Raw genomic sequence first — 22,726 nt, 5'->3', positions numbered from 1 at the left:
AAAGAACATGGCCCCTGCGATGAAAAACGAGTTGCAGCATCGCACGGTGCTGCTGGATGAAGCGGTCAATGCGCTGATTACGCGTGTTGACGGTACTTATATAGATGGCACGTTCGGGCGAGGCGGTCATAGCCGGCTCGTGTTGACGAAGCTGGGTGAAACCGGCCGGCTGATCGCTTTCGACAAAGACCCGCTGGCCATTGCCACGGCAGAGCAGATTCAGGATTCGCGGTTTTCGATCGTGCATGAGAGTTTCGCCTCGTTAGCCGATGCCGCAGCCGAGCGAGGAGTTGGGAAAGTGTCGGGCGTGTTGCTGGATCTGGGTGTGTCGTCGCCACAAGTGGACGACCCGGATCGCGGCTTCAGTTTCAGGGCTGATGGCCCGCTCGACATGCGGATGGACCCGAGCCGCGGCGAATCCGCAGCGGACTGGCTGGCGCGGGCAACGGTGCAGGAATTGACGGAGGTGATCAGAGATTATGGGGAAGAACGGTTTGCTTTTCAGATTGCAAAGGCGCTTGTTGCTCGCCGGGCAGAGTCCGACCGTCTTGGGCCTCTCGTCAGCACGGGCGAGCTTGCCCAAATCGTGGGTCACGTCGTCAAAACCCGTGAGAAGGGCAAGGATCCGGCAACCCGCACCTTTCAGGCTATACGGATTCACATCAATCAAGAGCTTGCGGAGCTGCAAGTAGTTCTGGACGCAGCATTGGCGTTGTTGGAGCAAGGGGGGCGCCTCGTCGTGATCAGCTTTCATTCGCTCGAGGACCGGATCGTCAAGCGTTTCATGCAGGCCCACGCAAGCGGGCCTGCGATCGATCGCCGCCTGCCCATTCGCGCCGCTGACATTCCCACGCCACCGCTCAAGTTGCTTGGTCGTGTATTCGCTTCCGAAGCCGAAGTTGCGGCCAACCCGCGCGCGCGTTCCGCAGTCATGCGGATCGCCGAACGCGTCACTGAGCAGACGGCGCCATGAACCGTCTGAATATCTTCCTGCTGATCGTCGTGCTGGGCTGCGCGTTGTCGGCGGTGAGCTCGTCGAACAAGCAGCGGCAGATTTTTATCAATGTGCAGCGGGCGCAGTCGCAAGAGCGTCAGCTGCAGCAGGATTTTTCCCAGCTTCAATATCAGCAGAGCGCGTTGTCCAAAACCTCGCGTATCGAGCAGTTGGCTATTACATCCCTGAAAATGCAGCCCGTCACGACGGGCCGCACGCAATATTTGAACTATGACCCGGCGACATCGAAGGCTACGGATGCGCCGTTGCCCGCGCCCGTGCCGGCGTCGGCGCCTCCCGCACGCGGGGTGAAACGATGAAACCCACGCCAAAGAAAAACAAGGGCGTCGCCTTCACGCCAAATCCCATTCTCTCCGTGCGCCTGCCAATGTGGCGCTCGAAGCTCGTCGTATTCCTGCTGTTCATGGCGTTCGTCGCGCTTGCCGGGCGTGCGTTCTGGATTCAGGGTCCGGGCAACGCGTTCTTCAAGAAACAAGGCGAGAGCCGCTATCAACGCACGCTCGAACTGCCGGCCACGCGCGGCCAGATCAAGGACCGTAACGGCCTCGTGCTTGCGACCAGCCTTCCCGTAAAGGCCATCTGGGCAATTCCCGAAGCCGTTCCCGACGACCTCGGCGCGGACAAGCTCGGCCAGCTTTCCACGCTGCTCGAGATGTCGCCGAAGGAATTGCGTTCCAAATTGTCGATGGACAAGACCTTCGTCTACGTGAAGCGCCAGGTGCCCATGGAAGTCGCGCAGAAAGTCGCTGCGCTGGATATCCCGGGCATTTACACGCGCGGCGAATACAAGCGGTTTTATCCGGAAGGCGAGATCACGGCGCATCTGATCGGCTTTACTAATATTGAAGACAAAGGTCAGGAAGGCGTCGAGCTGGGCGATCAGGGCATTCTCGCCGGAACGCCGGGCATGCGCCGCGTGATCAAGGACCGGATGGGACATATCGTCGAGGACGTCGATGAACAGGTCGTGCCGCATAACGGCGAAGACGTGGATCTGTCGATCGACAGCAAGATCCAGTACATCGCTTATACGAACCTGAAAGCGGCCGTCGAGAAGTTCAAGGCGAAAGCGGGCGCGGCCATTGTTATCGACGTGAAGACGGGCGAAGTGCTCGCGCTCGTCAACTATCCGACCTACAACCCGAACGACCGCTCGCGCATGACCGGCGAGCAATTGCGCAACCGCATCATGACGGACACGTTCGAGCCGGGCTCGATCATGAAGCCGTTCACGGTATCGCTCGCGCTCGATCTGCATCGGGTGACGCCGAACACGCTGGTCGAAACGGGCAACGGCCAGTTCGTGCTCGACGGTGCGCGTATTACCGACGATTCGGGCTTCGGCACGCTCACCGTGGGTGGCGTGATCCAGAAGTCGAGCAACATCGGCGCGACCAAGATTGCGATGCAGTTGAAGCCGGAAGAGATGTGGAACATGTACACGAGCATCGGGCTCGGGCAAGCGCCGAAAGTGGGATTTCCGGGCGCCGTGTCCGGACGTCTGCGGCCGTGGAAAAGCTGGCGCCGGATCGAACAGGCGACCATGTCGTACGGCTATGGTTTGTCGGCTTCTTTGTTCCAGTTGGCGCGCGCTTACACGGCTATCGCGCATGACGGGCAAGTGCTGCCGGTCTCCATTTTCCGCACGCCGGGCGATTCAGCCGTGACCGGCCCTCAAGTGTTTGCGCCGACCACCGCGCGTGAAGTGCGCGCCATGCTCGAGACCGTGACGGCGAAGGGCGGCACGTCGCCGGATGCGGCTGTGCCGGGTTATCGCGTGGGTGGGAAGTCAGGTACGGCTTATAAACACGCGGGCCGCGGCTACGATAAATCCAAATACCGCGCGTCGTTCGTCGGCATGGGTCCGATGCCGAATCCGCGCATCGTGGTGGCGGTTTCCGTCGATGAACCTACGGCCGGCAGTCACTTCGGCGGTCAGGTTTCGGGTCCGGTGTTCTCCGCGATCGTCGGGGATACGTTGCGTTCGCTGAATGTTCCGCCCGACATGGCCGTGAAGCAGATGGTCGTCTCTGACGACCCCGCGTCCGGCACGCCCGCAACCGACATCAAGAAGCCGAACGCGACGACGACGAATCCGCCGAAGAAGCTGAAGGTATCGGCGAATACGAAAACGCATCCGGGAGTCGTTCGATGAGCGACTTGATCAAGCAACAGGCGCAGATCGCGAAGGCGGTCGAGTGGTTGCGCGCGCACGCCGATGCCGGTGCACAACTGCACGCCGACTCGCGTTCGCTCAAACCCGGCGATGTGTTTTTCGCTTATGCCGTTGATGGTGCCGACAGCCGTCCGCATATCGATGCTGCCTTGCAAAATGGCGCCGCTGGCGTGCTGTATCAGCCGGAGAACTTTGCGGGCAAGCCGGACGCATCGCGTTCATTTGCCGTCAAGGCGCTGAACGAATTGGCCGGGCCGATAGCATCGGCATGGTATGGCGAGCCGACTGAATCCATGCTCGTCGTGGGCGTAACCGGAACGAACGGCAAGACGTCGTGCAGCCAGTGGCTTGCAACGGCGCTGTCCGCGCTGGGCACGCCGACTGCGGTGATCGGCACGCTTGGCAGCGGCATGCCGGGCAAGCTCGTGCACTCTGGTTTCACCACGCCCGACGCGCCGCAATTGCAACGCACGTTCGCGCAATTCAAGGCGGAAGGCGCGAAGGGTGTCGCCATGGAAGTGTCGTCGCACGCGTTGCATCAGGGACGCGCGAACGGCACGAAATTCGACATCGCCATCTTCACGAATCTCACGCAGGACCACCTCGACTATCACGGCACGTTCGCCGCATACGAAGGCGCGAAGGCGAAGCTGTTCGCGTGGCCGGCACTGAAAGCGGCCGTCATCAATCGCGACGATGCCGCCGGTCAACGCCTGATCGCCGCATGTCACGGCCGCACGCGAACGATTGCTTATGGCATTGAAGGTGCATCGGACGTGACGAACGTGAAAGCCGATGCGTCGCTGATCGCAAGCCGCGTGCGCGCGACCGCAACGGGAACGGCGTTTCACGTGAGTTCCGATTGGGGCAATGCCGACGTGGAAGTCGCGACGCTCGGCGAATTCAACGTCAGCAATTTGCTCGGCGTCCTGGGCGCATTGCTGGCCGCGCATGTCCCACTCGATGCCGCGCTCGCACAGATCGCAAAGCTCGAACCGGTGAACGGCCGCATGCAGCGTCTCGGCGGCCGCTTGCAGAACGACGAGCCTCTCGTCGTGATCGATTACGCGCATACGCCGGACGCGCTCGAAAAAACGCTTGAAGCACTGCGTCCCATTGCGCAAGCACGCGGCGGTCAGCTGATCTGCATGTTCGGTTGCGGCGGTGATCGCGATGCAACCAAGCGTCCGCTGATGGGTGGCATCGCGGAAAAGAATTCGGATCATGTGGTGATCACGAGCGATAACCCGCGCAGCGAAGATCCGCTCGCGATCATCGATCAGATTGCCGCAGGCTTTCAGGACGCGACCAGGGCGCGCCGCATTGAAGACCGCGCGAGCGCGATTCTTCAGGCGGTCCGCACGGCGGCTCGCGAGGACGTGGTCGTGCTGGCCGGAAAAGGCCACGAAGCCACGCAGGAAATCATGGGCAAGAAGCGCGCGTTCTCCGACCAGGATCATGCGCGCCTGGCTCTCGCCGCTCGCGCCACGCAAGCGCGCGGAGGTGGTGAATGACGCTATTTACATTGCGCGATGCAGCCCTGGAAATTCCCGGCGCGATCGTTATAGGTGACGAAAACATCGCGTTCGATCGTGTATCCACGGACAGCCGTACGGCCGGTCCGGGCGATCTGTTTATCGCGATCAAGGGCGATCGATTCGATGCCCACAATTTTCTGCCGCAAGTCGCGCAACGTGGCGTTGCCGCCGTGCTCGCTTCGCGTTTGCCCGACGACTTTGCAGCGCCAGCCATCAAGGTAAAGGACACGCGTATCGCGCTCGGTGCGCTGGCGCACGGCTGGCGCAAACGCTTTACGATTCCGCTGATTGCCGTGACCGGCAGCAACGGCAAAACTACGGTCAAGGAAATGATCTCGTCGATTTTCGCGGCGGCTGTGGGCGAAAGCGCGCGGCTTGCGACGGCGGGAAATTTCAACAACGACATCGGCTTGCCGTTGACGCTGTTCCGTCTGAACGAAACCCACAAGCTGGCCGTGATCGAACTCGGCATGAATCATCCGGGCGAAACCGAAACGCTCGGCAAGATCGCCGCGCCAACGGTCGCTGTCGTGAACAACGCGCAGCGCGAGCATCAGGAATTCATGGCAACGGTCGAAGCAGTCGCGCTGGAACATGCGTCCGTGATTCACGCACTTGGCGCGAACGGAACGGCCGTTTTCCCCGCGGATGACAAATACGCGAGCATCTGGCGCGTCGCCGCGACTGGCAATCCGATCCTGGATTTCGCGCTGCACACGGACGCTTCGCAAACGCAGGCTGCGGTGACCGGCAAGCTGGCTGGCGCGAAGCTGCACATCACAACGCCGGAGGGCGCAACGGAAGTCGCATTGCAAGTCCTCGGCGATCACAACGCGCGTAACGCTCTGGCGGCAACGGCAGCAGCGCTTGCAGCAAACGTCTCACTCGATGCCATCAAGCGCGGACTCGAAGCATTCGAGCCGGTGAAAGGCCGTTTGCAAGTGAAGCGCGCGGCGGTGAAGCCAATTGAAGGCGCGACGGTTATCGACGATACGTACAACTCGAATCCCGATTCCATGCGCGCGGCCATCGACGTGCTCGCTTCGCAAGCTTCGCCGCGTGTGCTCGTGATGGGCGACATGGGTGAAGTTGGCGATCAAGGTCCGGCGTTTCATCGTGAAGTGGGTGCGTATGCGGCGCAACAGAAAATTGATGTGCTCTTCGCACTTGGCGATGCAAGCACTGACGCCGCGAAATCCTTCGGCCCGGCAGGACAGCATTTCACTGATATTTCCTCACTCATTGCAGCACTCACCGGCGCGGGCTTCGGACCCGGCGCCACGTTTCTCGTGAAAGGCTCGCGCTTCATGCAGATGGAGCGCGTGGTGGACGCCGTGACGAGTCCACACCAACCCGCAGCGGGCGCTACGCCTGCTGTGCACTGAAGAAGAAGGTCCAGCATGCTACTCGCACTCGCGCAATGGCTTCAGAATGACGCCAGTTTTCTGCGCGTGTTTACCTACCTCACGTTCCGCGCAGTCGGCGCGACGATCACGGCGTTGTTCGTCGGTCTCGTTTGCGGCCCGTGGGTGATCCGCAAATTGACGCAGCTGAAAGTCGGTCAGGCCGTGCGCACGAACGGTCCGCAAACCCATTTGGTGAAGTCGGGCACACCGACCATGGGTGGTGTGCTGATTCTGCTGGGCATCGCGTTTTCGACTTTGCTGTGGGCCGATCTGGCCAATCGATTCGTATGGATCGTGATGCTCGTCACGTTCGGTTACGGTGTGATCGGTTGGGTCGATGATTACCGCAAGGTCGTGCACAAGGACCCGCGCGGCATGTCGTCGCGCGAAAAGTACTTCTGGCAATCGGCGATCGGCTTGTTTGCCGCCGTGTATCTCGCGTTCAGCGTGTCCGAGGCGAACAACGCGCGCGTGTTCGACCTGTTCATGGCGTGGGTGCGAAGCGGTTTATCGATGGGCTTGCCCGCGCGCGCCGACCTGATGCTGCCGTTCCTCAAATCGATCAGCTATCCGCTTGGCACGTGGGGCTTTATCGCGATGACGTATCTCGTGATCGTCGGGTCGAGCAATGCGGTGAATCTCACCGATGGCCTCGATGGTCTCGTGATCATGCCGGTGGTTCTGGTCGGTGCATCGCTTGGCGCGTTTGCCTATGTGATGGGCAGCTCGGTGTACTCGAAATACTTGTTGTTCCCACACATTCCTGGCGCCGGCGAATTACTTATTTTTTGTTCTGCAATGGGTGGCGCCGGACTCGCATTTCTCTGGTACAACACGCACCCCGCACAGGTCTTCATGGGCGACGTCGGCGCGCTCGCGCTCGGCGGCGCGCTTGGGACCATCGCTGTGATCGTGCGGCAGGAAGTCGTGCTGTTCATCATGGGAGGTGTGTTCGTCGCGGAAACACTGTCCGTGATGATGCAAGTGACCTATTTCAAGTACACGAAAAAACGCTTTGGCGAAGGGCGGCGCATCTTCAAGATGGCGCCGCTGCATCACCATTTCGAGTTGTCGGGATGGAAGGAAACGCAGGTCGTCGTGCGCTTCTGGATCATCACGCTGATGTTGTGTCTGTTTGGTTTGTCGACGCTGAAGCTGCGTTGATTCGGGTTGTTCAGGGAAAAAGGTAAAGCGATGTTTGGCGAGAAGTTCTTCGATCGGCAAAGTCCGATGGTGCTTGTGCTGGGACTCGGTGAATCCGGTCTCGCAATGACGCGCTGGTGCGCGCGTCACGGGTGCCGTCTGCGCGTGGCCGATACCCGCGCCACGCCGCCGAATTTGTCGGAACTCGCTGTGCATGGCATCGATGCGGATTTTGTCGGCGGTGAATTCACGCCGGCGCTGCTCGATGGCGGGATCGAAATTGTTGCAATCAGCCCGGGACTGTCGCCTCTGGCTGATGATTTGAGGCCGCTCCTTGACGCCGCGCGGGAACGCGGCGTCCCTGTGTGGGGCGAGCTGGAATTGTTCGCGCAAGCGTTGAAGTCGCTTGGCGCGAACGGCTACACGCCGAAGGTGATTGCCATTACGGGCACCAACGGCAAGACCACGACGACTGCCATGACGGGGTTGTTGTGCGAGCGTGCCGGCAAGACCGTGGCGGTGGCGGGAAACATCAGCCCGGCCATGCTGGACAAGCTCAGCGAAGCAATCGACAACACCGCGCTGCCCGATGTCTGGGTGCTGGAGTTGTCGAGTTTTCAGCTTGAGACGGCACACTCGTTCGCGCCGGACGCTGCTGCCGTGCTGAACATTACGCAGGACCATCTGGACTGGCATGGCGGGCTCGACGCGTATGCCGCCGCGAAGGGCCGCATCTTCGGTGAGAAAACGGTTCGCGTGTTGAATCGTGATGACGCGCGGACCATGGCGCTGGCGTCCGGGCTTCCGGTTTCAGGAATTGCGGCGAAGGTCGTGACGTTCGGGCTCAATGAACCGGCGCGTCTCGGCGATTTCGGCTTGTTGCGCGAGAACGGCATCGCGTGGCTGGCGCAAGGCCACGACCGCGATCTCAGCGATGAACCCGCGCCCACGCGCCGTCGTAAAAGCGATGCCGCCGCCGAGCCGAACGTGTATTCAAAGCGCCTGATGCCAGTCGATGCATTGCGCGTTCGCGGCCTGCACAACGCGGCGAATGCACTGGCCGCGCTGGCGCTGGCGCGCGCGGTGGACTTGCCGCTGGCGTCGTTGCTGCACGGCTTGCGTGAGTACAAGGGCGAGCCGCATCGCGTGGAAGTGATCGGGCAGATCGACGGCATCGATTTCGTCGATGACAGCAAAGGCACGAACGTTGGCGCAACCGTCGCGGCGCTGGATGGTCTCGCGCAGAAGTCAGTGCTGATCGCCGGCGGCGATGGCAAAGGCCAGGACTTTTCGCCGCTCGAAGCGCCGGTCGAACGCTGGTGCCGCGCGGTGATGCTGATCGGGCGTGATGCGCCGCAAATTCGTGAAGCGCTGGCAAACACGAACGTGCCGCTGCACGACCACGTAACACTCGAAGCCGCGACGCAAGCGGCGGCACAACTCGCCCAACCCGGCGACGCCGTGTTGCTCTCGCCAGCGTGCGCGAGTTTCGACATGTTCAAGAACTATGCACATCGCGCGGATGTTTTCCGGCAAGCGGTGGCTGATATTGCTGCAGACCGGGGGGTGATGCTATGAGCTGGTCCGAACGTTTTGGCTCGAAGCTGACAGGACAACGCAACGCCGTTGCTAACGACAGCGCGTCGCTTGGCGGACGTACATCGCGCGTGGCCGGCGTGGGCGCGCTCGGCGGCCTCGGCGCACGCGTCGCGGAGAAGGCCAGCGGCATTTCGAGTGCAGTGAATGGCGTGAAGCCGGCGCGCTCGCGCATGCTTGACTACGATTATTCGCTGTTGTGGGTCACCATCGCTTTGCTCGGGCTTGGCATTGTCATGGTGTATTCGGCTTCCATCGCCATGCCGGATTCGCCCAAGTACGCGCAATACCGCGATTACTTCTTCCTCGTGCGCCATCTCGTATCGATCGCAACGGCGGTTGTCGCGTCGATCATCGCGTTCAAGATTCCCGTTTCGACGTGGGACAAGTACGCCGGGAAATTCTTCCTGGCTTCGTTGTTCCTGCTCGTGATCGTACTGATTCCGCATATCGGCAAGGGCGTGAACGGCGCGCGCCGCTGGATTCCGCTTGGCATCACGAACATGCAGCCATCGGAAATCATGAAGCTCGCCGTGACCATCTACGCGGCGAACTACACGGTGCGCAAGCAAGAGTTCATGCACAGCATCGGGCGCGGCTTCTTGCCGATGGCAGTTGCGGTCGGCTTCGTCGGCGCGTTGTTGCTGCTCGAACCGGACATGGGCGCGTTCATGGTGATCGCGTGTATTGCAATGGGCGTGCTGTTCCTTGGCGGCGTGAACGCCAAGCTGTTCGGCGGACTGGTTGCCACTGCGGTCGGCACATTCGCGTTGCTGGTTTGGGCATCGCCCTGGCGTCGTGAGCGGATCTTCGCGTACCTCGACCCGTGGGATGACCGATACGCGCAAGGCAAGGCATATCAGTTGACGCACTCGCTGATCGCGTTTGGTCGCGGCGAATGGTTCGGCGTGGGACTGGGCGGCAGTGTAGAGAAGCTCAACTACCTTCCCGAAGCGCATACCGACTTCATCCTCGCGGTGATCGGCGAAGAGCTCGGGTTCGTTGGCGTGATCGTCGTGATCCTGCTGTTCTACTGGATCGTGCGCCGCGCGTTCGAAATCGGCCGTCAGGCGCTTGCGCTCGACCGCACGTTTGCCGGCCTGATGGCGAAAGGCATTGGCTTGTGGTTCGGTGCGCAGACGTTCATCAACATGGGCGTGAACCTCGGGCTGTTGCCGACCAAAGGTCTGACGTTACCGCTAGTGAGTTACGGCGGTTCGGGCATCTTGCTCAACTGTGTAGCGCTCGCCGTGCTGATGCGCGTTGACTACGAAAATCGCGTGCTGATGCGGGGAGGCAAGGTATGACGGCATCCGCGTCGAATCGCGCAGGCACGCTGATGGTGATGGCCGGCGGCACCGGGGGACATGTGTTCCCGGGGCTCGCGGTCGCTCACTGGATGCAGGCGCGTGGCTGGCGTGTGGTGTGGCTTGGCAACGCAGCAGGCATGGAAGCGACGCTCGTGCCGAAGCACGGCATCGCGATGGAATACGTGCGCTTTGGCGGCGTGCGCGGCAAGGGCCTCAAGACGAAGCTGATGCTGCCCGTGAACCTGCTGCGCGCGTGCTCGCAAAGCCTGCGCGCGCTGCGCACGGTGAAGCCTGACGTCGTGCTCGGCATGGGCGGATACATCACGTTCCCCGCGGGTTTGATGTCGAAGCTGAGCGGCACGCCGCTCGTGCTGCACGAACAGAATTCCATCGCGGGACTCGCGAACAAGGTGCTCGCACATATTGCCAAGCGCGTCCTGGTCGCGTTCCCGAATGCACTGCCGAACGCCGAATGGACCGGAAATCCAATTCGTGCGGAACTTGCTGAGACTCTGTCACCCAAAGAACGCTACGCCGCGCGGAATGTGAAGCCTCAGGCGCGTCTCAATGTTCTGGTCGTCGGGGGCAGTCTGGGTGCAGCCGCTTTGAATGAAACCGTACCGAAAGCGCTTGCGTTGCTCGATCCGGCGACGCGTCCGCACGTCGTGCATCAGGCGGGCGCAAAGCACATCGATGCGTTGAAGGCGAATTACGCGGCAGCGGGTTTGACCTCGGAAGAAGACGTGCAGCTCGTGCCGTTCATCGACGATATGGCGAGCGCGTACGCCGCTGCCGATCTCGTGATCTGCCGCTCGGGCGCGATGACCGTATCGGAGATCGCGGCGGTGGGCGTGGCGGCGTTGTTCGTGCCGTTCCCCTTCGCAGTCGATGACCACCAGACAACCAACGCTGCATTCCTCGCCAACGAGGGTGCGGCTCACTTGATACAACAGCGCGATTTGTCGGCGGAAAAGCTCGCCGGATGGTTGCGCGATCAGACCCGCGAGACGCTCAGCCAGATGGCGGTGAAAGCTCGCACCTTGGCGAAACCCGACGCAACTGAACGCGTCGGCCGGGTCTGTGCCGATGTAGCCGGCTTGAGCGCGCTGATTCAAGCGCCGAAGGAAATCCAGCCATGAAACATATCGTCAAACACATTCACTTCGTCGGCATCGGCGGCGCGGGAATGAGCGGCATCGCGGAGGTCTTGCTCAATCTCGGCTACCAGGTCAGCGGCTCGGACCTGGCGAGCAATGGCGTGACCGATCGATTGACCACGCTGGGCGCGCGCGTGGCGATCGGGCATCGTGAAGAGAATATCGATGGCGCGAACGCCGTGGTCGTATCGACCGCTGTTCGCTCCGATAACCCCGAAGTGCTGGCCGCGCGTCATCGCCGGATTCCGATCGTGCCGCGCGCGGTGATGCTCGCGGAATTGATGCGGCTTAAACAGGGCATCGCGATTGCCGGAACCCATGGCAAGACCACGACCACGTCGCTGGTCGCAAGCGTATTGGCCGCGGGCGGGCTCGATCCTACGTTTGTGATCGGCGGCCGTCTGATCAGCGCGGGTGCGAATGCGCGGCTCGGAACGGGCGATTTCATCGTGGCTGAAGCCGATGAATCGGACGCATCGTTCCTCAATCTTTTCCCGGTGATCGAAGTCATCACGAACATCGACGCCGATCACATGGACACATACGGCCACGACTTCGCGCGGCTGAAGCAGGCGTTCATCGAGTTCACGCATCGACTGCCGTTCTACGGAATCGCGGTGTTGTGCGTGGATGATCCGAACGTGCGCGAAATCCTGCCGTTCGTCTCGAAGCCGATCATCCGATACGGCCTCGGCGCCGAAGCACAAGTGCGCGCGGTGAACGTGGAAGCGCGCGACGGCAAGATGCATTTCACGACGCTGCGCGAAGACGCGAAGCCGCTGGACATCGTGTTGAATCTGCCGGGCACGCACAACGTGCAGAACGCGCTGGCGGCAATTGCAATTGCGACTGAACTTGAAGTCGCCGATGCCGATATCCAGAGGGCGTTGCAAGAATTCACAGGCGTGGGCCGGCGTTTTCAACGCTATGGCGAAGTGAAAGTGAAATCGGCGGACGGCGGCGCGTACACGTTGATCGATGACTACGGTCATCACCCGGTCGAGATGGCCGCGACGGTTGCAGCGGCGCGCGGCGCGTTCCCTGATCGACGCCTCGTGCTCGCATTCCAGCCGCATCGCTTCACGCGTACGCGCGATTGCTTCGAGGATTTCGTGCGCGTGCTGTCGACCGTCGATGCCCTCGTGCTCACCGAAGTGTATGCAGCAGGCGAAGCGCCGATCGTCGCCGCCGATGGCCGCGCGCTCGCTCGCGCCATTCGCGTCGCGGGAAAAGTGGAGCCGGTGTTCGTGGAAACCGTGGATGAGATGCCGGATGCGATTGCCATACTGGCACGCAACGGCGACGTAGTGATAACGATGGGCGCGGGTTCTATCGGCGGCGTGTGCGGCCGGCTGACCGCACAAGTTCAGGATTCGAAGGTTTTGAAATGACAAGTAACGTGAGTTCATCCGCAATCGACCCGAAGGTGTTCGGCAAAGTCGCCGTGCTGCTTGGCGGGGAAACGGCCGAACGCGAGGTATCGCTGAATTCGGGGCGTCTCGTGCTGCAAGGACTGCGTGACGCAGGTATCGATGCCCATCCGTTCGATCCCGCCGAACGGCCGCTCGCCGACTTGAAGTCGGAAGGCTTTTCGCGCGTGTTTATCGCGTTGCATGGCGGGTATGGCGAGAACGGCCAGTTGCAGGGCGCGCTCGATTTCTACGGCATCAAGTACACGGGCAGCGGCGTGCTGGGTTCGGCGCTCGGTCTCGACAAATTTCGCACCAAGCTCGTGTGGCAACAAACGGGCGTGCCTACGCCGCCGTTCGAAGTCGTGCTGCGCGGCGACGATTACGAAGACGCGGCGCAGCGCAGCATTGCGAAGCTCGGTCTGCCGCTTTTCGTGAAGCCGGCGAGCGAAGGGTCGAGCGTCGCGGTGATCAAGGTGAAGAGCGCGGAAACGCTGGTGCCGGCGCTGATCGAAGCGGCGAAGTTCGACAAGATCGTGCTCGTCGAGAAGAGCATTGAAGGCGGCGGCGAATACACGTGTTGTATCGCGGGCGACCTGGATTTGCCGATTATCAAGATCGTGCCGGCCGGCGAGTTCTACGACTACAACGCGAAGTACATCGCCGACGACACGCAGTACCCGATTCCCTGCGGCCTGACTCCCGCTGAGGAAACGCGCATGAAACAGCTTTCCCGCCGCGCGTTCGATGTGCTCGGCTGCACGGATTGGGGCCGCGCCGATTTCATGATGGACGCTGACGGCAATCCGTATTTCCTGGAAGTGAATACGGCTCCCGGCATGACGGATCACTCGCTGCCGCCGAAGGCGGCGCGGGCAGTGGGAATCAGCTACACGGAGCTGGTGGTGAAGGTGTTGTCGCTGACATTGCAGGACTAACGTAAAGAACATGTGGAATAACGCTCGCCAGATGAACCTCACGGCCAACGCACTGCACGTATTGCTCGTGTTCGTGCTGCTCGGTGCCGCCGGTTATTGGGCGATCCAGCGGCCGGAATTTCGGCTGCGCGAAATCCAGATCGATGGCGACACCTTGCACATCAATTCGCCGACGGTGCGCGCAAGCGTGGTCGGTCATTTGAAGGGCAACTTCTTCACCGTGGATCTCGACGCAGCGCGCGCCGCTTTCGAACAAATGCCGTGGGTGCGTCACGCGAGCGTACGTCGTGTATGGCCGAATGCGCTGGCGGTGACGCTGGAAGAATTCAAGCCGCTCGGTACGTGGGGCACGGATCAACTGGTGAGCGTGGACGGCGATCTGTTCACGGCGAACCAGGGTGAACTCGACGACGATTTGCCCGCGTTCGAAGGGCCGGAGGGATCGGCGAAAGAAGTCGTTGCGCGGTATCACGATTTCGAGAAGTGGTTTGCGCCACTCGATGCGCATCCGGAAGAAGTCATCTTGTCGCCGCGATACGCGTGGACAGTGAAGCTTTCGAACGGCACGCAGATCGAATTGGGACGCGAGCGCAATCAGGACACGTTGTTCGATCGCAGCAAACGGTTCGTGGCTGCGTGGACGTCGGTGACGGGGCGGTGGGGAAATGACATCGAGTACGCGGATTTGCGCTATCCGAACGGCTTCGCAATCAAGGCCGCCGGCATGCGCTTCATCAGCGACACCGACAAAGCGAAGAAGTAAGAGACAACACAGGCAATGAGCACGCTATGAGCAAAGACTACAAAGACTTGCTGGTCGCCCTCGACATCGGTACGTCGAAGGTGGTGGCGATCGTCGCCGAGTTGAAAGGCGAAGGCCACTACGAGGTGATCGGGCTCGGACAGAGCGACTCGAAGGGATTGAAGAAGGGCGTTGTCGTCAATATCGAGGCGACCGTCCAGTCGATCCAGCGCGCGCTCGAAGAAGCCGAACTGATGGCCGATTGCAAGATCACGAACGTGTTCACCGGCATTGCCGGCAGCCACATTCGCAGCTTCAATTCGAGCGGCATGGTTGCGATCAAGGACAAGGAAGTCACGCAGACCGACGTGGCGCGCGTGATCGAGACTGCGAAGGCGATCAACATCCCGACCGATCAGCAGGTGCTGCATATCCTCACGCAGGAATTCATCATCGACGGTCAGGAAGATGTGCGCGAGCCGATCGGCATGAGCGGCATCCGGCTGGAAGTGAAGGTGCATATCGTGACGGGCGCGGTGAGCGCGGCGCAGAACATCGTGAAATGCGTACGCCGCTGCGGGCTCGAAGTGAACGACCTGATTTTGCAACCGCTGGCTTCGTCGCTGGCGGTGCTGACGGAAGACGAAAAGGAACTGGGCGTGGTGCTCGTCGATATCGGCGGCGGCACCACGGACATCGCCATTTTCAGCGAAGGCGCGATTCGTCATACGGCGGTGATTCCTATCGCCGGCGACCAGATCACGAGCGACGTGGCCATGGCCTTGCGCACGCCGACGCCCGATGCCGAAGACATCAAGGTGAGCTACGGCATCGCGAAGCAGGCGCTCGCCGATCCGGACGAAATGATCGAAGTGCCGGGACTCGGCGAGCGCGGTCCGCGCACGTTGTCGCGTCAGGCGCTGGCCGCGGTCGTCGAACCGCGCGTGGAAGAACTGTTCTCGCTCGTGCAACAAGTGGTGCGCGAGTCGGGCTACGAAGAATTGCTCAGTAGCGGCGTGGTGCTGACCGGCGGCGCGTCGATGATGCCCGGCATGGTCGAACTCGGCGAAGACATTTTCCTGAAGCCGGTGCGCATTGGCGTGCCGGAATACGCGGGCGGTCTCGCGGACGTGGTTCGCAACCCGCGTTATTCCACCGCAATGGGCTTGCTCGTCGAAGGCCGTTCGCAACGCATGCGCGGCCGCAAGGTCGCGGTGCAATCGGGATCGATGGGACAGGTTTTGGGACGCATGAAAGACTGGTTCCTTGGGAATTTCTAATTACAAATTCGCGCTGGTGCCGGCGGCTGGCGCGCGACAAGAGGTTGCCCGATCTCTTGCCGAATAACGCCGATTTTCATTCTTGACGGAGGCAATATGGATTTCGAAATGCTGGAAACGGAAACCAACGGAACGATCATCAAGGTCGTGGGTGTTGGTGGCGCAGGCGGTAATGCAGTACAGCACATGATCAACCGCGGCGTGCAGGGCGTGGATTTCATCGTGATGAATACGGACGCGCAGGCGCTCGCACGTTCGCGCGCAACGTCTGTGATCCAGTTGGGCAACACGGGTCTTGGAGCTGGCGCCAAGCCGGACATGGGCCGTGCCGCAGCGGAAGATGCGCGCGAGCGTATTGCCGATGCATTGCGCGGCGCGCACATGGTGTTCATCACCGCAGGCATGGGTGGCGGCACGGGTACGGGTGCGGCGCCGGTCGTGGCTCAGATCGCGAAGGAAATGGGCATTCTCACCGTTGGTGTAGTCAGCAAGCCGTTCGAATTTGAAGGTGGCCGCCGCATGCGCGTGGCTGAAGCTGGATCGCAGCAACTGGAGGATCACGTCGACTCGCTGATCGTCGTTCTGAACGACAAGCTGTTCGAGGTGATGGGCGATGACGCCGAGATGGACAAGTGCTTCCAGTGCGCTGACGACGTATTGAACAACGCTGTTGCCGGCATCGCGGAAATCATCAACGTCGACGGGCTGGTCAACGTCGACTTCGAAGACGTGAAGACGGTGATGGGCGAGCAAGGCAAGGCAATGATGGGCACGGCGACGGTTGCCGGCGTCGATCGTGCGCGTCTTGCTGCTGAACAGGCGGTCGCAAGCCCGCTGCTGGAAGGCGTGGACCTGTCGGGCGCACGTGGCGTGCTGGTGAACATCACGTCGAGCCGTTCGCTGCGTTTGTCGGAAACGCGTGAAGTGATGAACACGATCAAGTCGTACGCTGCAGAAGACGCGACCGTGATCTTCGGTGCGGTCTATGACGACGCCATGGGCGATGCATTGCGCGTGACGGTGGTTGCAACGGGCCTTGGCCGCGCTGCGAAGAAACAACAAGCAGCACCGATGACGCTGCTGCGCACCGGCACGGATAACGCGCCGATCGCACATGCACAGCACAGCTACGCGCCGCAGCAGTCGAACGGTACAGACTACGGCGCACTGGATACGCCGGCTGTGTGGCGTTCGTCGCGTGAAACCGCGGCTTCGCACGTGCAGGCGCTGCAGGAAAAGGGTGTGGATACGTATGACATTCCGGCGTTTTTGCGCAAGCAAGCCGACTGAAGCGTTTTGCCGGGGCGTCTCGCTTTGATGTAAGCGCCCATAGGCAAAAGTTTCGGGAGATGGGTTGTTCTGCGTTCGTTTTCAGGCCGCGTCTTCTGGATGCTGGACTGTGGCGGCGCGACCGCTTCGATAACGTTCATCATCGTCTATATTGGGATGAGATCGATACGTGAAGCAGCGGTGGGACAAGCGTCTTCGGGCAGGAAAAAGTTTGAATCGCTGGCGTGTTCAGCACTGACTCAGTGAAAGGCCGATCAATGATCAAGACAGGTGAAACGCTCCCGGACGAGCGCCTCTACGAATTTATCGATGTGGCGACGGAAGGCTGCGCCGTGGGACCGAACGGTTTCGCGGTGCGCGAGCGGACGGCGGGCAAGCGCGTGGTGATCTTCGGATTGCCCGGCGCGTTCACGCCTACCTGTTCCGCCAGGCACGTGCCGGGGTTCATCGACAATGCGGAGAAGCTGGCCGCGGCGGGTATCGATGAAATCTGGTGTGTCTCCGTCAACGACGCGTTCGTGATGAGCGCGTGGGGACGCGATCTTCAAGCCTCGGGCAAGGTGAAGATGATTGCTGACGGCAGCGCGCGTTTTACTCGAGCACTCGGCCTCGATCAGGATCTGTCGGAACGTGGCATGGGAATTCGCTCCCAGCGCTACGCCATGGTGGTCGACAACAGCGTGGTCAAGACGCTGAACGTCGAAGCACCCGGCAAGTTTGAAGTCAGCAATGCTGAAAGCGTCCTCGCGACGTTGGGCTGATGTGTTTTAACGATGTTGTGCTGACGGCTGATCGCCCGGCGTTTTGTTGCATTGCCGCAACAAGAAAAGACGTCATCGCGTGTCTTCTGCAACCTGCATAACCAAGTCGCAACAAAGCCGTAACGCGGCGCCGATGTCCGGGAATGCCTCCATTCCGGCATCGGCCCGACCCTATTTGCTTTCGCGTGAATTTGGCTTTCACGTACCGAGCCGAAGCAGTAACGGGGAGAAACAAGTTGCAACGTTCCCGCTCGGGACGACGCGAAGGGATTGGAGTATACTTCGCGCTATTGAATACAAATTCACGATTGATTCTCTCAATCGAGAGTCACAATCGAAGCGAAAAAAATCATGTTGAAGCAGCGAACCATTAAAACCATCGTCAAAACTGTCGGGATCGGCCTGCACTCTGGCCGCAAGGTGGATTTGACGCTTCGGCCCGCACCGGCGAACACCGGGATCGTTTTTGCGCGTATCGACTTGCCTGTACCGGTCGATATTCCGGCGTCGGCATTGGCTATTGGCGACACGCGCCTGGCTTCTGTTCTGCAGAAGGACGGCGCGCGCGTTTCGACCATCGAACATTTGATGTCGGCTTGCGCGGGGCTGGGTATCGACAATCTCTACGTCGATGTCACGGCTGAAGAAATCCCGATCATGGACGGCAGTGCTGCTTCATTCGTGTTTCTGATTCAATCGGCGGGTATTGAAGAACAGAACGCGGCCAAGAAATTCATCAAGGTGACGAAGCCGGTTGAAATCCGCGACGGCGACAAGTTCGCACGTCTCGATCCGTATTTCGGCTTCAAACTGAAGTTCACCATTGATTTCCGCCATCCGGCCGTCGATAAAACCGGTCAGGCGCTTGAAGTCGATTTTGCCCATACGTCGTATGTTCGGGACATTGCCCGCGCACGGACGTTTGGTTTTGCGCATGAAGTCGAAATGATGCGAGAACTCGGTCTGGCGCGTGGCGGCAGCATGGATAACGCCATTGTTCTGGACGAATATCGTATTCTGAATAATGACGGTTTGCGCTATGAAGACGAGTTCGTGAAGCACAAGATGCTCGACGCAATTGGTGACCTTTACGTAGTCGGCCATCCGTTGCTGGCGTCTTACGCGGCATATAAAGGCGGTCACGCAATGAATAACATGTTGCTGCGTGAATTGCTGGCGCACGAAGACGCGTACGAGATCGTCACGTTTGAAGACAAGCAAGCGGCGCCTCGCGGTTTCGCTTTCGATACTCAAACGGCTTTCGCGTAAATAGTCAGAGAAATAATGTGGAAATGAGCGGCGGCTTTCGGGCGCCGCTCATTTTTTTTGTGCTTTCTCTTTATGACGCGCGGCCATTTTTGCGAGCGCATCTTTAAGCGGCGACGGTTCGAGCGTCTGAGCCAGAGTTTGAAGTGCATCGGCGCCGGCCGCGGACATGCGCGCTTGCTTCGGCGGAATGACTTCTTTCATCGCTTGAGGGCGGACGCGGATTTTCAGCGCATTGACGGCCCATCCGCGTTGCTGCAAATCGACCAAAAGACGCGGTTCGATGTGCCGCAGACGCGCCGCCAGGGCGTTATGTCCCGCAAAAAGCGAAAGCACGCCATCCTTTATGAACCCCGGTTCTACATTGGCGCCGAGATAATCCGGCAACAGCGCCGTAAGATCCCGCTGGAGCGCTGTCACCTGCTCGACCCCCGCGCGCAACGCGAGAAACTCACTGGTGCGGCCGAGGACGTCGGACAACGCCTGGGGCTTACGCGGATCAAAGCGCTGCGGCGGCCTTGAATTCGGCGGAAAACGGCTCATTTTTTATGTCGGTAGGGCTGGCGGCGATGCGACGATTGTAACGCCGCGCACCATGCGGCATGTCGGCGCGCTTTGCGTGTCAACGCGCATGAACATAACGCCAAATTGCTTTATCACAAAAGATGGCGGCACAGGCTCCAGCGGGGGCGCGTGCTAAAATCCCCGATTCGATTTCACCCATGGACTGAAGCCGCCGAGGTTCCCCGGACTGGGGCGCACCTAGCGCGCTCCAAGCCGATACCGCGACGCAGACACTGATCCGATGACCACCGGTTTCCTCCAAAAGTTTTTTGGCAGTCGCAACCAGCGCCTAGTCAAGCAATACCAAAAGACCGTTGCGGCGATCAATGCTTTCGAGCCCACGATCGAGCAGTACACGGACAAGCAACTGCGCGCCAAGACCGAAGAATTCCGTCAGCGCGTCGCAAGCGGCGAATCGCTCGACCGGTTGCTGCCTGAAGCATTCGCGGTGTGCCGCGAGGCCAGCAAACGCGTGCTGAAGATGCGTCACTTCGACGTCCAGCTCATCGGCGGCATGGTGCTGCATTACGGCAAGATCGCGGAAATGCGCACGGGTGAGGGCAAGACGCTCGTCGCCACGCTCGCCGCGTATCTGAATGCGCTCTCGGGGCGAGGCGTCCACGTTGTGACGGTGAACGATTACCTGGCACAACGCGACGCCGAGTGGATGGGCAAGCTCTACAACTTCCTCGGGTTGTCGTGGGGCATCAACCTGTCGCAAATGGAGCACGCGCAGAAGCAGGAAGCCTACGCCGCGGACATCACCTACGGCACGAACAACGAGTTCGGCTTCGACTATCTGCGCGACAACATGGTGTACGAGCCCCAGGCCCGTGTGCAGCGGCCGCTGAACTTTGCGGTCGTCGACGAAGTGGACTCGATTCTTATCGACGAAGCGCGTACGCCGCTGATCATTTCCGGTCAGGCCGAAGATCACACTGAACTCTATGTGCGCATGAATGCGCTGCCGCCGCTGCTGGAGCAGCAGATCGGCGAAGAGAAAGCGGATGGTACGGGCGTCGAAAAAGCGGGCGACTACACGCTCGACGAAAAAGCGCGCCAGGTTTTCCTCACTGAACAAGGTCACGAAAAAGCCGAGCGGCTTCTGGCCGAGTGGGGCCTGATCGGCGAAGGCGAAAGCCTCTATGCGCCGCAGAACATCACGCTGATGCACCACGTGTACGCCGCGTTGCGCGCACACACGCTGTTCTTCCGCGACCAGCATTATGTGGTTCAGGGCAACGAAGTCGTGATTGTCGACGAGTTCACGGGCCGCATGATGACCGGCCGCCGCTGGTCGGATGGTTTGCATCAGGCTGTGGAAGCGAAGGAACACGTCAAGATCCAGAACGAGAACCAGACGCTTGCGTCGATCACGTTCCAGAACTTCTTCCGCATGTATTCCAAGCTGTCCGGCATGACCGGAACGGCCGATACCGAAGCGTACGAATTCAACGAGATCTACGGTCTTGAAACAGTCGTGATCCCGACGAACCGTCCGCCGAAACGTATCGACAAGCAGGATCAGATCTACAAGACCGCGAAGGAACGCTACGACGCCGTCACGCGCGACATTCGCGATTGCGTCGAGCGCGGACAGCCGGTGCTGGTTGGTACTACTTCAATTGAAGCGTCGGAATTGCTTTCGGGATTGCTGACGCAAGCCGGCCTCAAGCACGAGGTGCTGAACGCCAAGCAGCACGCGCGCGAAGCGGCGATCGTCGCCGAAGCGGGACGTCCGAGCGCTGTGACCATCGCGACGAACATGGCCGGTCGCGGTACGGACATTGTGCTGGGCGGGAACGTCGAGAAGCAGTCGTCGTTCATCATTGCCGACGAAGCGTTGTCCGAAGACGAGAAACAACGCCGCATCAAGGCGCTCGAAGACGAATGGCAAGCGCTGCATGATCGCGTGAAGGCAGCGGGCGGATTGCATATTGTCGGTACGGAACGCCATGAATCGCGTCGTATCGATAACCAATTGCGCGGCCGTGCCGGCCGTCAGGGCGATCCGGGGTCATCGCGGTTCTATCTGTCGCTGGACGATCCGCTTTTGCGTATTTTCGCCGGGGATCGCGTGCGTTCCATCATGGATCGCCTGAAGATGCCGGAAGGCGAGGCGATCGAGGCGGGCATCGTGACGCGTTCGATCGAATCGGCGCAGCGCAAGGTCGAAGCGCGCAACTTCGATATCCGCAAGCAATTGCTCGAATACGACGACGTATCGAACGATCAGCGCAAGGTAATCTATCAGCAGCGCAACGAATTGCTCGAAGCAACGGACGTCGCCGAGACGATCACCGCCATGCGCCAGAGCGTGATCACGGAAGTGACGCGCACGTATGTGCCGGCGGGAAGCATCGAAGAGCAATGGAGTGCGCCGGAACTCGAGGAAGCGCTGCGCAACGACTGGTCGCTCGATCTCGCAGTTCAGGAGATGATCAACGAGTCGAATTCAATCGATGCCGACGAAATTCTCGAAGCCGTGGTGGCTGCCGCCGACGAAGCCTACGAGGCGAAAGTTGCGCTCGTCGGGCGTGAATCGTTTAGCGCGTTCGAGCGTTCGATCATGCTGCAGACGCTCGACAGCCGTTGGCGCGAACATCTCGCCGCTCTCGATCACTTGCGTCAGGGCATCCATTTGCGCGGTTATGCGCAAAAGAACCCGAAGCAGGAATACAAGCGCGAGGCGTTCGAATTGTTCGCCGCCATGCTGGATTCGGTGAAGCAGGAAGTGACGCGCGTTGTGATGAACGTGCAGATCCAGTCGCCGGAGCAGCTTGAAGAAGCCGCCGAGCAGTACGAAGAGAAGGGCAGCCATTTGGAAAACGTATCGTTCCAGCACGCCGATTTCGACGGCAGCGGCGCAGCCGCGGCAGTTGCCGCCGACGCCACCGCCCAAATGGTCAATCAGGCGATGGCTTACGGCGACGACACAACGGTTGCGACCCACGTCTCCGCCGACGACGTGCCGAAGGTCGGCCGTAACGACCCATGCCCATGCGGCAGCGGCAAGAAGTACAAAAACTGTCACGGCAAGCTCGCATAATCAGCGGTCTACACGCTTTGGCACGTTGAGGTATCCAGGACAGGCGACGCAGTGATGCGTCGTTTGTCTTTGGCAGATTGGTTTTA

18 protein-coding genes are annotated in these 22,726 nt (G+C 60.4%); 17 read left to right on the top strand and 1 reads right to left on the bottom strand.

What is annotated here, in order from left to right:
• Window positions 1–7: 7 nt before the first annotated feature.
• The 16 genes from rsmH (at window position 8) to lpxC (ending at window position 19,030) form a co-directional block, all read left to right on the top strand.
• A complete protein-coding gene (rsmH, locus tag HB633_RS20590; RefSeq protein ID WP_213780009.1) occupies window positions 8–973 on the top strand; it encodes a 16S rRNA (cytosine(1402)-N(4))-methyltransferase RsmH in 966 nt (321 codons plus the stop codon).
• Entirely contained in the window at window positions 970–1,314 is a 345-nt protein-coding gene (gene ftsL, locus HB633_RS20585; RefSeq protein ID WP_213780008.1) for a cell division protein FtsL, read from the top strand. The genes rsmH and ftsL overlap by 4 nt, the downstream gene beginning before the upstream one ends.
• Window positions 1,311–3,170, top strand: a complete 1,860-nt coding sequence (locus tag HB633_RS20580; RefSeq protein ID WP_213780007.1) for a penicillin-binding protein 2 — start codon at window positions 1,311–1,313, stop codon at window positions 3,168–3,170. The genes ftsL and HB633_RS20580 overlap by 4 nt, the downstream gene beginning before the upstream one ends.
• Window positions 3,167–4,705, top strand: a complete 1,539-nt coding sequence (locus HB633_RS20575; protein WP_213780006.1) for a UDP-N-acetylmuramoyl-L-alanyl-D-glutamate--2,6-diaminopimelate ligase — start codon at window positions 3,167–3,169, stop codon at window positions 4,703–4,705. The genes HB633_RS20580 and HB633_RS20575 overlap by 4 nt, the downstream gene beginning before the upstream one ends.
• Complete coding sequence (murF, locus tag HB633_RS20570) at window positions 4,702–6,114, top strand: UDP-N-acetylmuramoyl-tripeptide--D-alanyl-D-alanine ligase (protein ID WP_213780005.1); 1,413 nt, start codon at window positions 4,702–4,704, stop codon at window positions 6,112–6,114. Before HB633_RS20575 ends, murF begins: the two co-directional genes overlap by 4 nt.
• A gap of 15 nt (window positions 6,115–6,129) precedes the next feature.
• Window positions 6,130–7,299 carry a phospho-N-acetylmuramoyl-pentapeptide-transferase gene (gene mraY, locus HB633_RS20565; protein ID WP_056354651.1) on the top strand — a complete coding sequence of 390 codons (1,170 nt, stop codon included), beginning with the start codon at window positions 6,130–6,132 and terminating at the stop codon, window positions 7,297–7,299.
• Between the two features lie 30 nt (window positions 7,300–7,329).
• The gene (murD, locus tag HB633_RS20560) at window positions 7,330–8,856 is read left to right on the top strand and encodes a UDP-N-acetylmuramoyl-L-alanine--D-glutamate ligase (RefSeq protein WP_213780004.1); all 1,527 of its coding nucleotides are present in this window, start codon (window positions 7,330–7,332) and stop codon (window positions 8,854–8,856) included.
• Window positions 8,853–10,181 carry a putative lipid II flippase FtsW gene (gene ftsW, locus HB633_RS20555; protein ID WP_213780003.1) on the top strand — a complete coding sequence of 443 codons (1,329 nt, stop codon included), beginning with the start codon at window positions 8,853–8,855 and terminating at the stop codon, window positions 10,179–10,181. Before murD ends, ftsW begins: the two co-directional genes overlap by 4 nt.
• Window positions 10,178–11,323 carry an undecaprenyldiphospho-muramoylpentapeptide beta-N-acetylglucosaminyltransferase gene (gene murG / locus HB633_RS20550; protein WP_213780002.1) on the top strand — a complete coding sequence of 382 codons (1,146 nt, stop codon included), beginning with the start codon at window positions 10,178–10,180 and terminating at the stop codon, window positions 11,321–11,323. The genes ftsW and murG overlap by 4 nt, the downstream gene beginning before the upstream one ends.
• A complete protein-coding gene (gene murC, locus HB633_RS20545) occupies window positions 11,320–12,732 on the top strand; it encodes a UDP-N-acetylmuramate--L-alanine ligase (RefSeq protein ID WP_213780001.1) in 1,413 nt (470 codons plus the stop codon). The genes murG and murC overlap by 4 nt, the downstream gene beginning before the upstream one ends.
• Entirely contained in the window at window positions 12,729–13,688 is a 960-nt protein-coding gene (locus HB633_RS20540; RefSeq protein WP_213780000.1) for a D-alanine--D-alanine ligase, read from the top strand. The genes murC and HB633_RS20540 overlap by 4 nt, the downstream gene beginning before the upstream one ends.
• Window positions 13,689–13,698: 10 nt before the next feature.
• The gene (locus tag HB633_RS20535) at window positions 13,699–14,451 is read left to right on the top strand and encodes a cell division protein FtsQ/DivIB (protein WP_213779999.1); all 753 of its coding nucleotides are present in this window, start codon (window positions 13,699–13,701) and stop codon (window positions 14,449–14,451) included.
• A 26-nt stretch (window positions 14,452–14,477) separates the two neighbouring features.
• Window positions 14,478–15,710, top strand: coding sequence for a cell division protein FtsA (gene ftsA / locus HB633_RS20530; protein ID WP_031360698.1), 1,233 nt, complete (start codon window positions 14,478–14,480; stop codon window positions 15,708–15,710).
• A gap of 96 nt (window positions 15,711–15,806) precedes the next feature.
• Window positions 15,807–17,000, top strand: coding sequence for a cell division protein FtsZ (gene ftsZ, locus HB633_RS20525; RefSeq protein WP_056354673.1), 1,194 nt, complete (start codon window positions 15,807–15,809; stop codon window positions 16,998–17,000).
• Between the two features lie 257 nt (window positions 17,001–17,257).
• On the top strand, window positions 17,258–17,761 hold the full coding sequence (locus tag HB633_RS20520; protein ID WP_213779998.1) for a peroxiredoxin: 504 nt from the start codon (window positions 17,258–17,260) through the stop codon (window positions 17,759–17,761).
• A gap of 351 nt (window positions 17,762–18,112) precedes the next feature.
• On the top strand, window positions 18,113–19,030 hold the full coding sequence (gene lpxC, locus HB633_RS20515; RefSeq protein ID WP_056354678.1) for a UDP-3-O-acyl-N-acetylglucosamine deacetylase: 918 nt from the start codon (window positions 18,113–18,115) through the stop codon (window positions 19,028–19,030).
• A gap of 48 nt (window positions 19,031–19,078) precedes the next feature.
• Here lpxC and HB633_RS20510 read toward each other — a convergent pair whose 3' ends face one another.
• Window positions 19,079–19,570, bottom strand: coding sequence for a DciA family protein (locus tag HB633_RS20510; protein WP_213779997.1), 492 nt, complete (start codon window positions 19,568–19,570; stop codon window positions 19,079–19,081).
• A gap of 262 nt (window positions 19,571–19,832) precedes the next feature.
• Here HB633_RS20510 and secA point away from each other — a divergent pair, with 262 nt between their 5' ends.
• Window positions 19,833–22,640 carry a preprotein translocase subunit SecA gene (gene secA, locus HB633_RS20505; protein ID WP_213779996.1) on the top strand — a complete coding sequence of 936 codons (2,808 nt, stop codon included), beginning with the start codon at window positions 19,833–19,835 and terminating at the stop codon, window positions 22,638–22,640.
• The last annotated feature ends 86 nt before the right edge of the window (window positions 22,641–22,726 follow it).

This window comes from Caballeronia sp. dw_276 (assembly GCF_018449635.1).
Classification (GTDB): domain Bacteria; phylum Pseudomonadota; class Gammaproteobacteria; order Burkholderiales; family Burkholderiaceae; genus Caballeronia.
The sequence above is the reverse complement of the archived record's forward strand: the minus strand, read 5'-3'. Positions and strand labels throughout refer to the sequence as shown.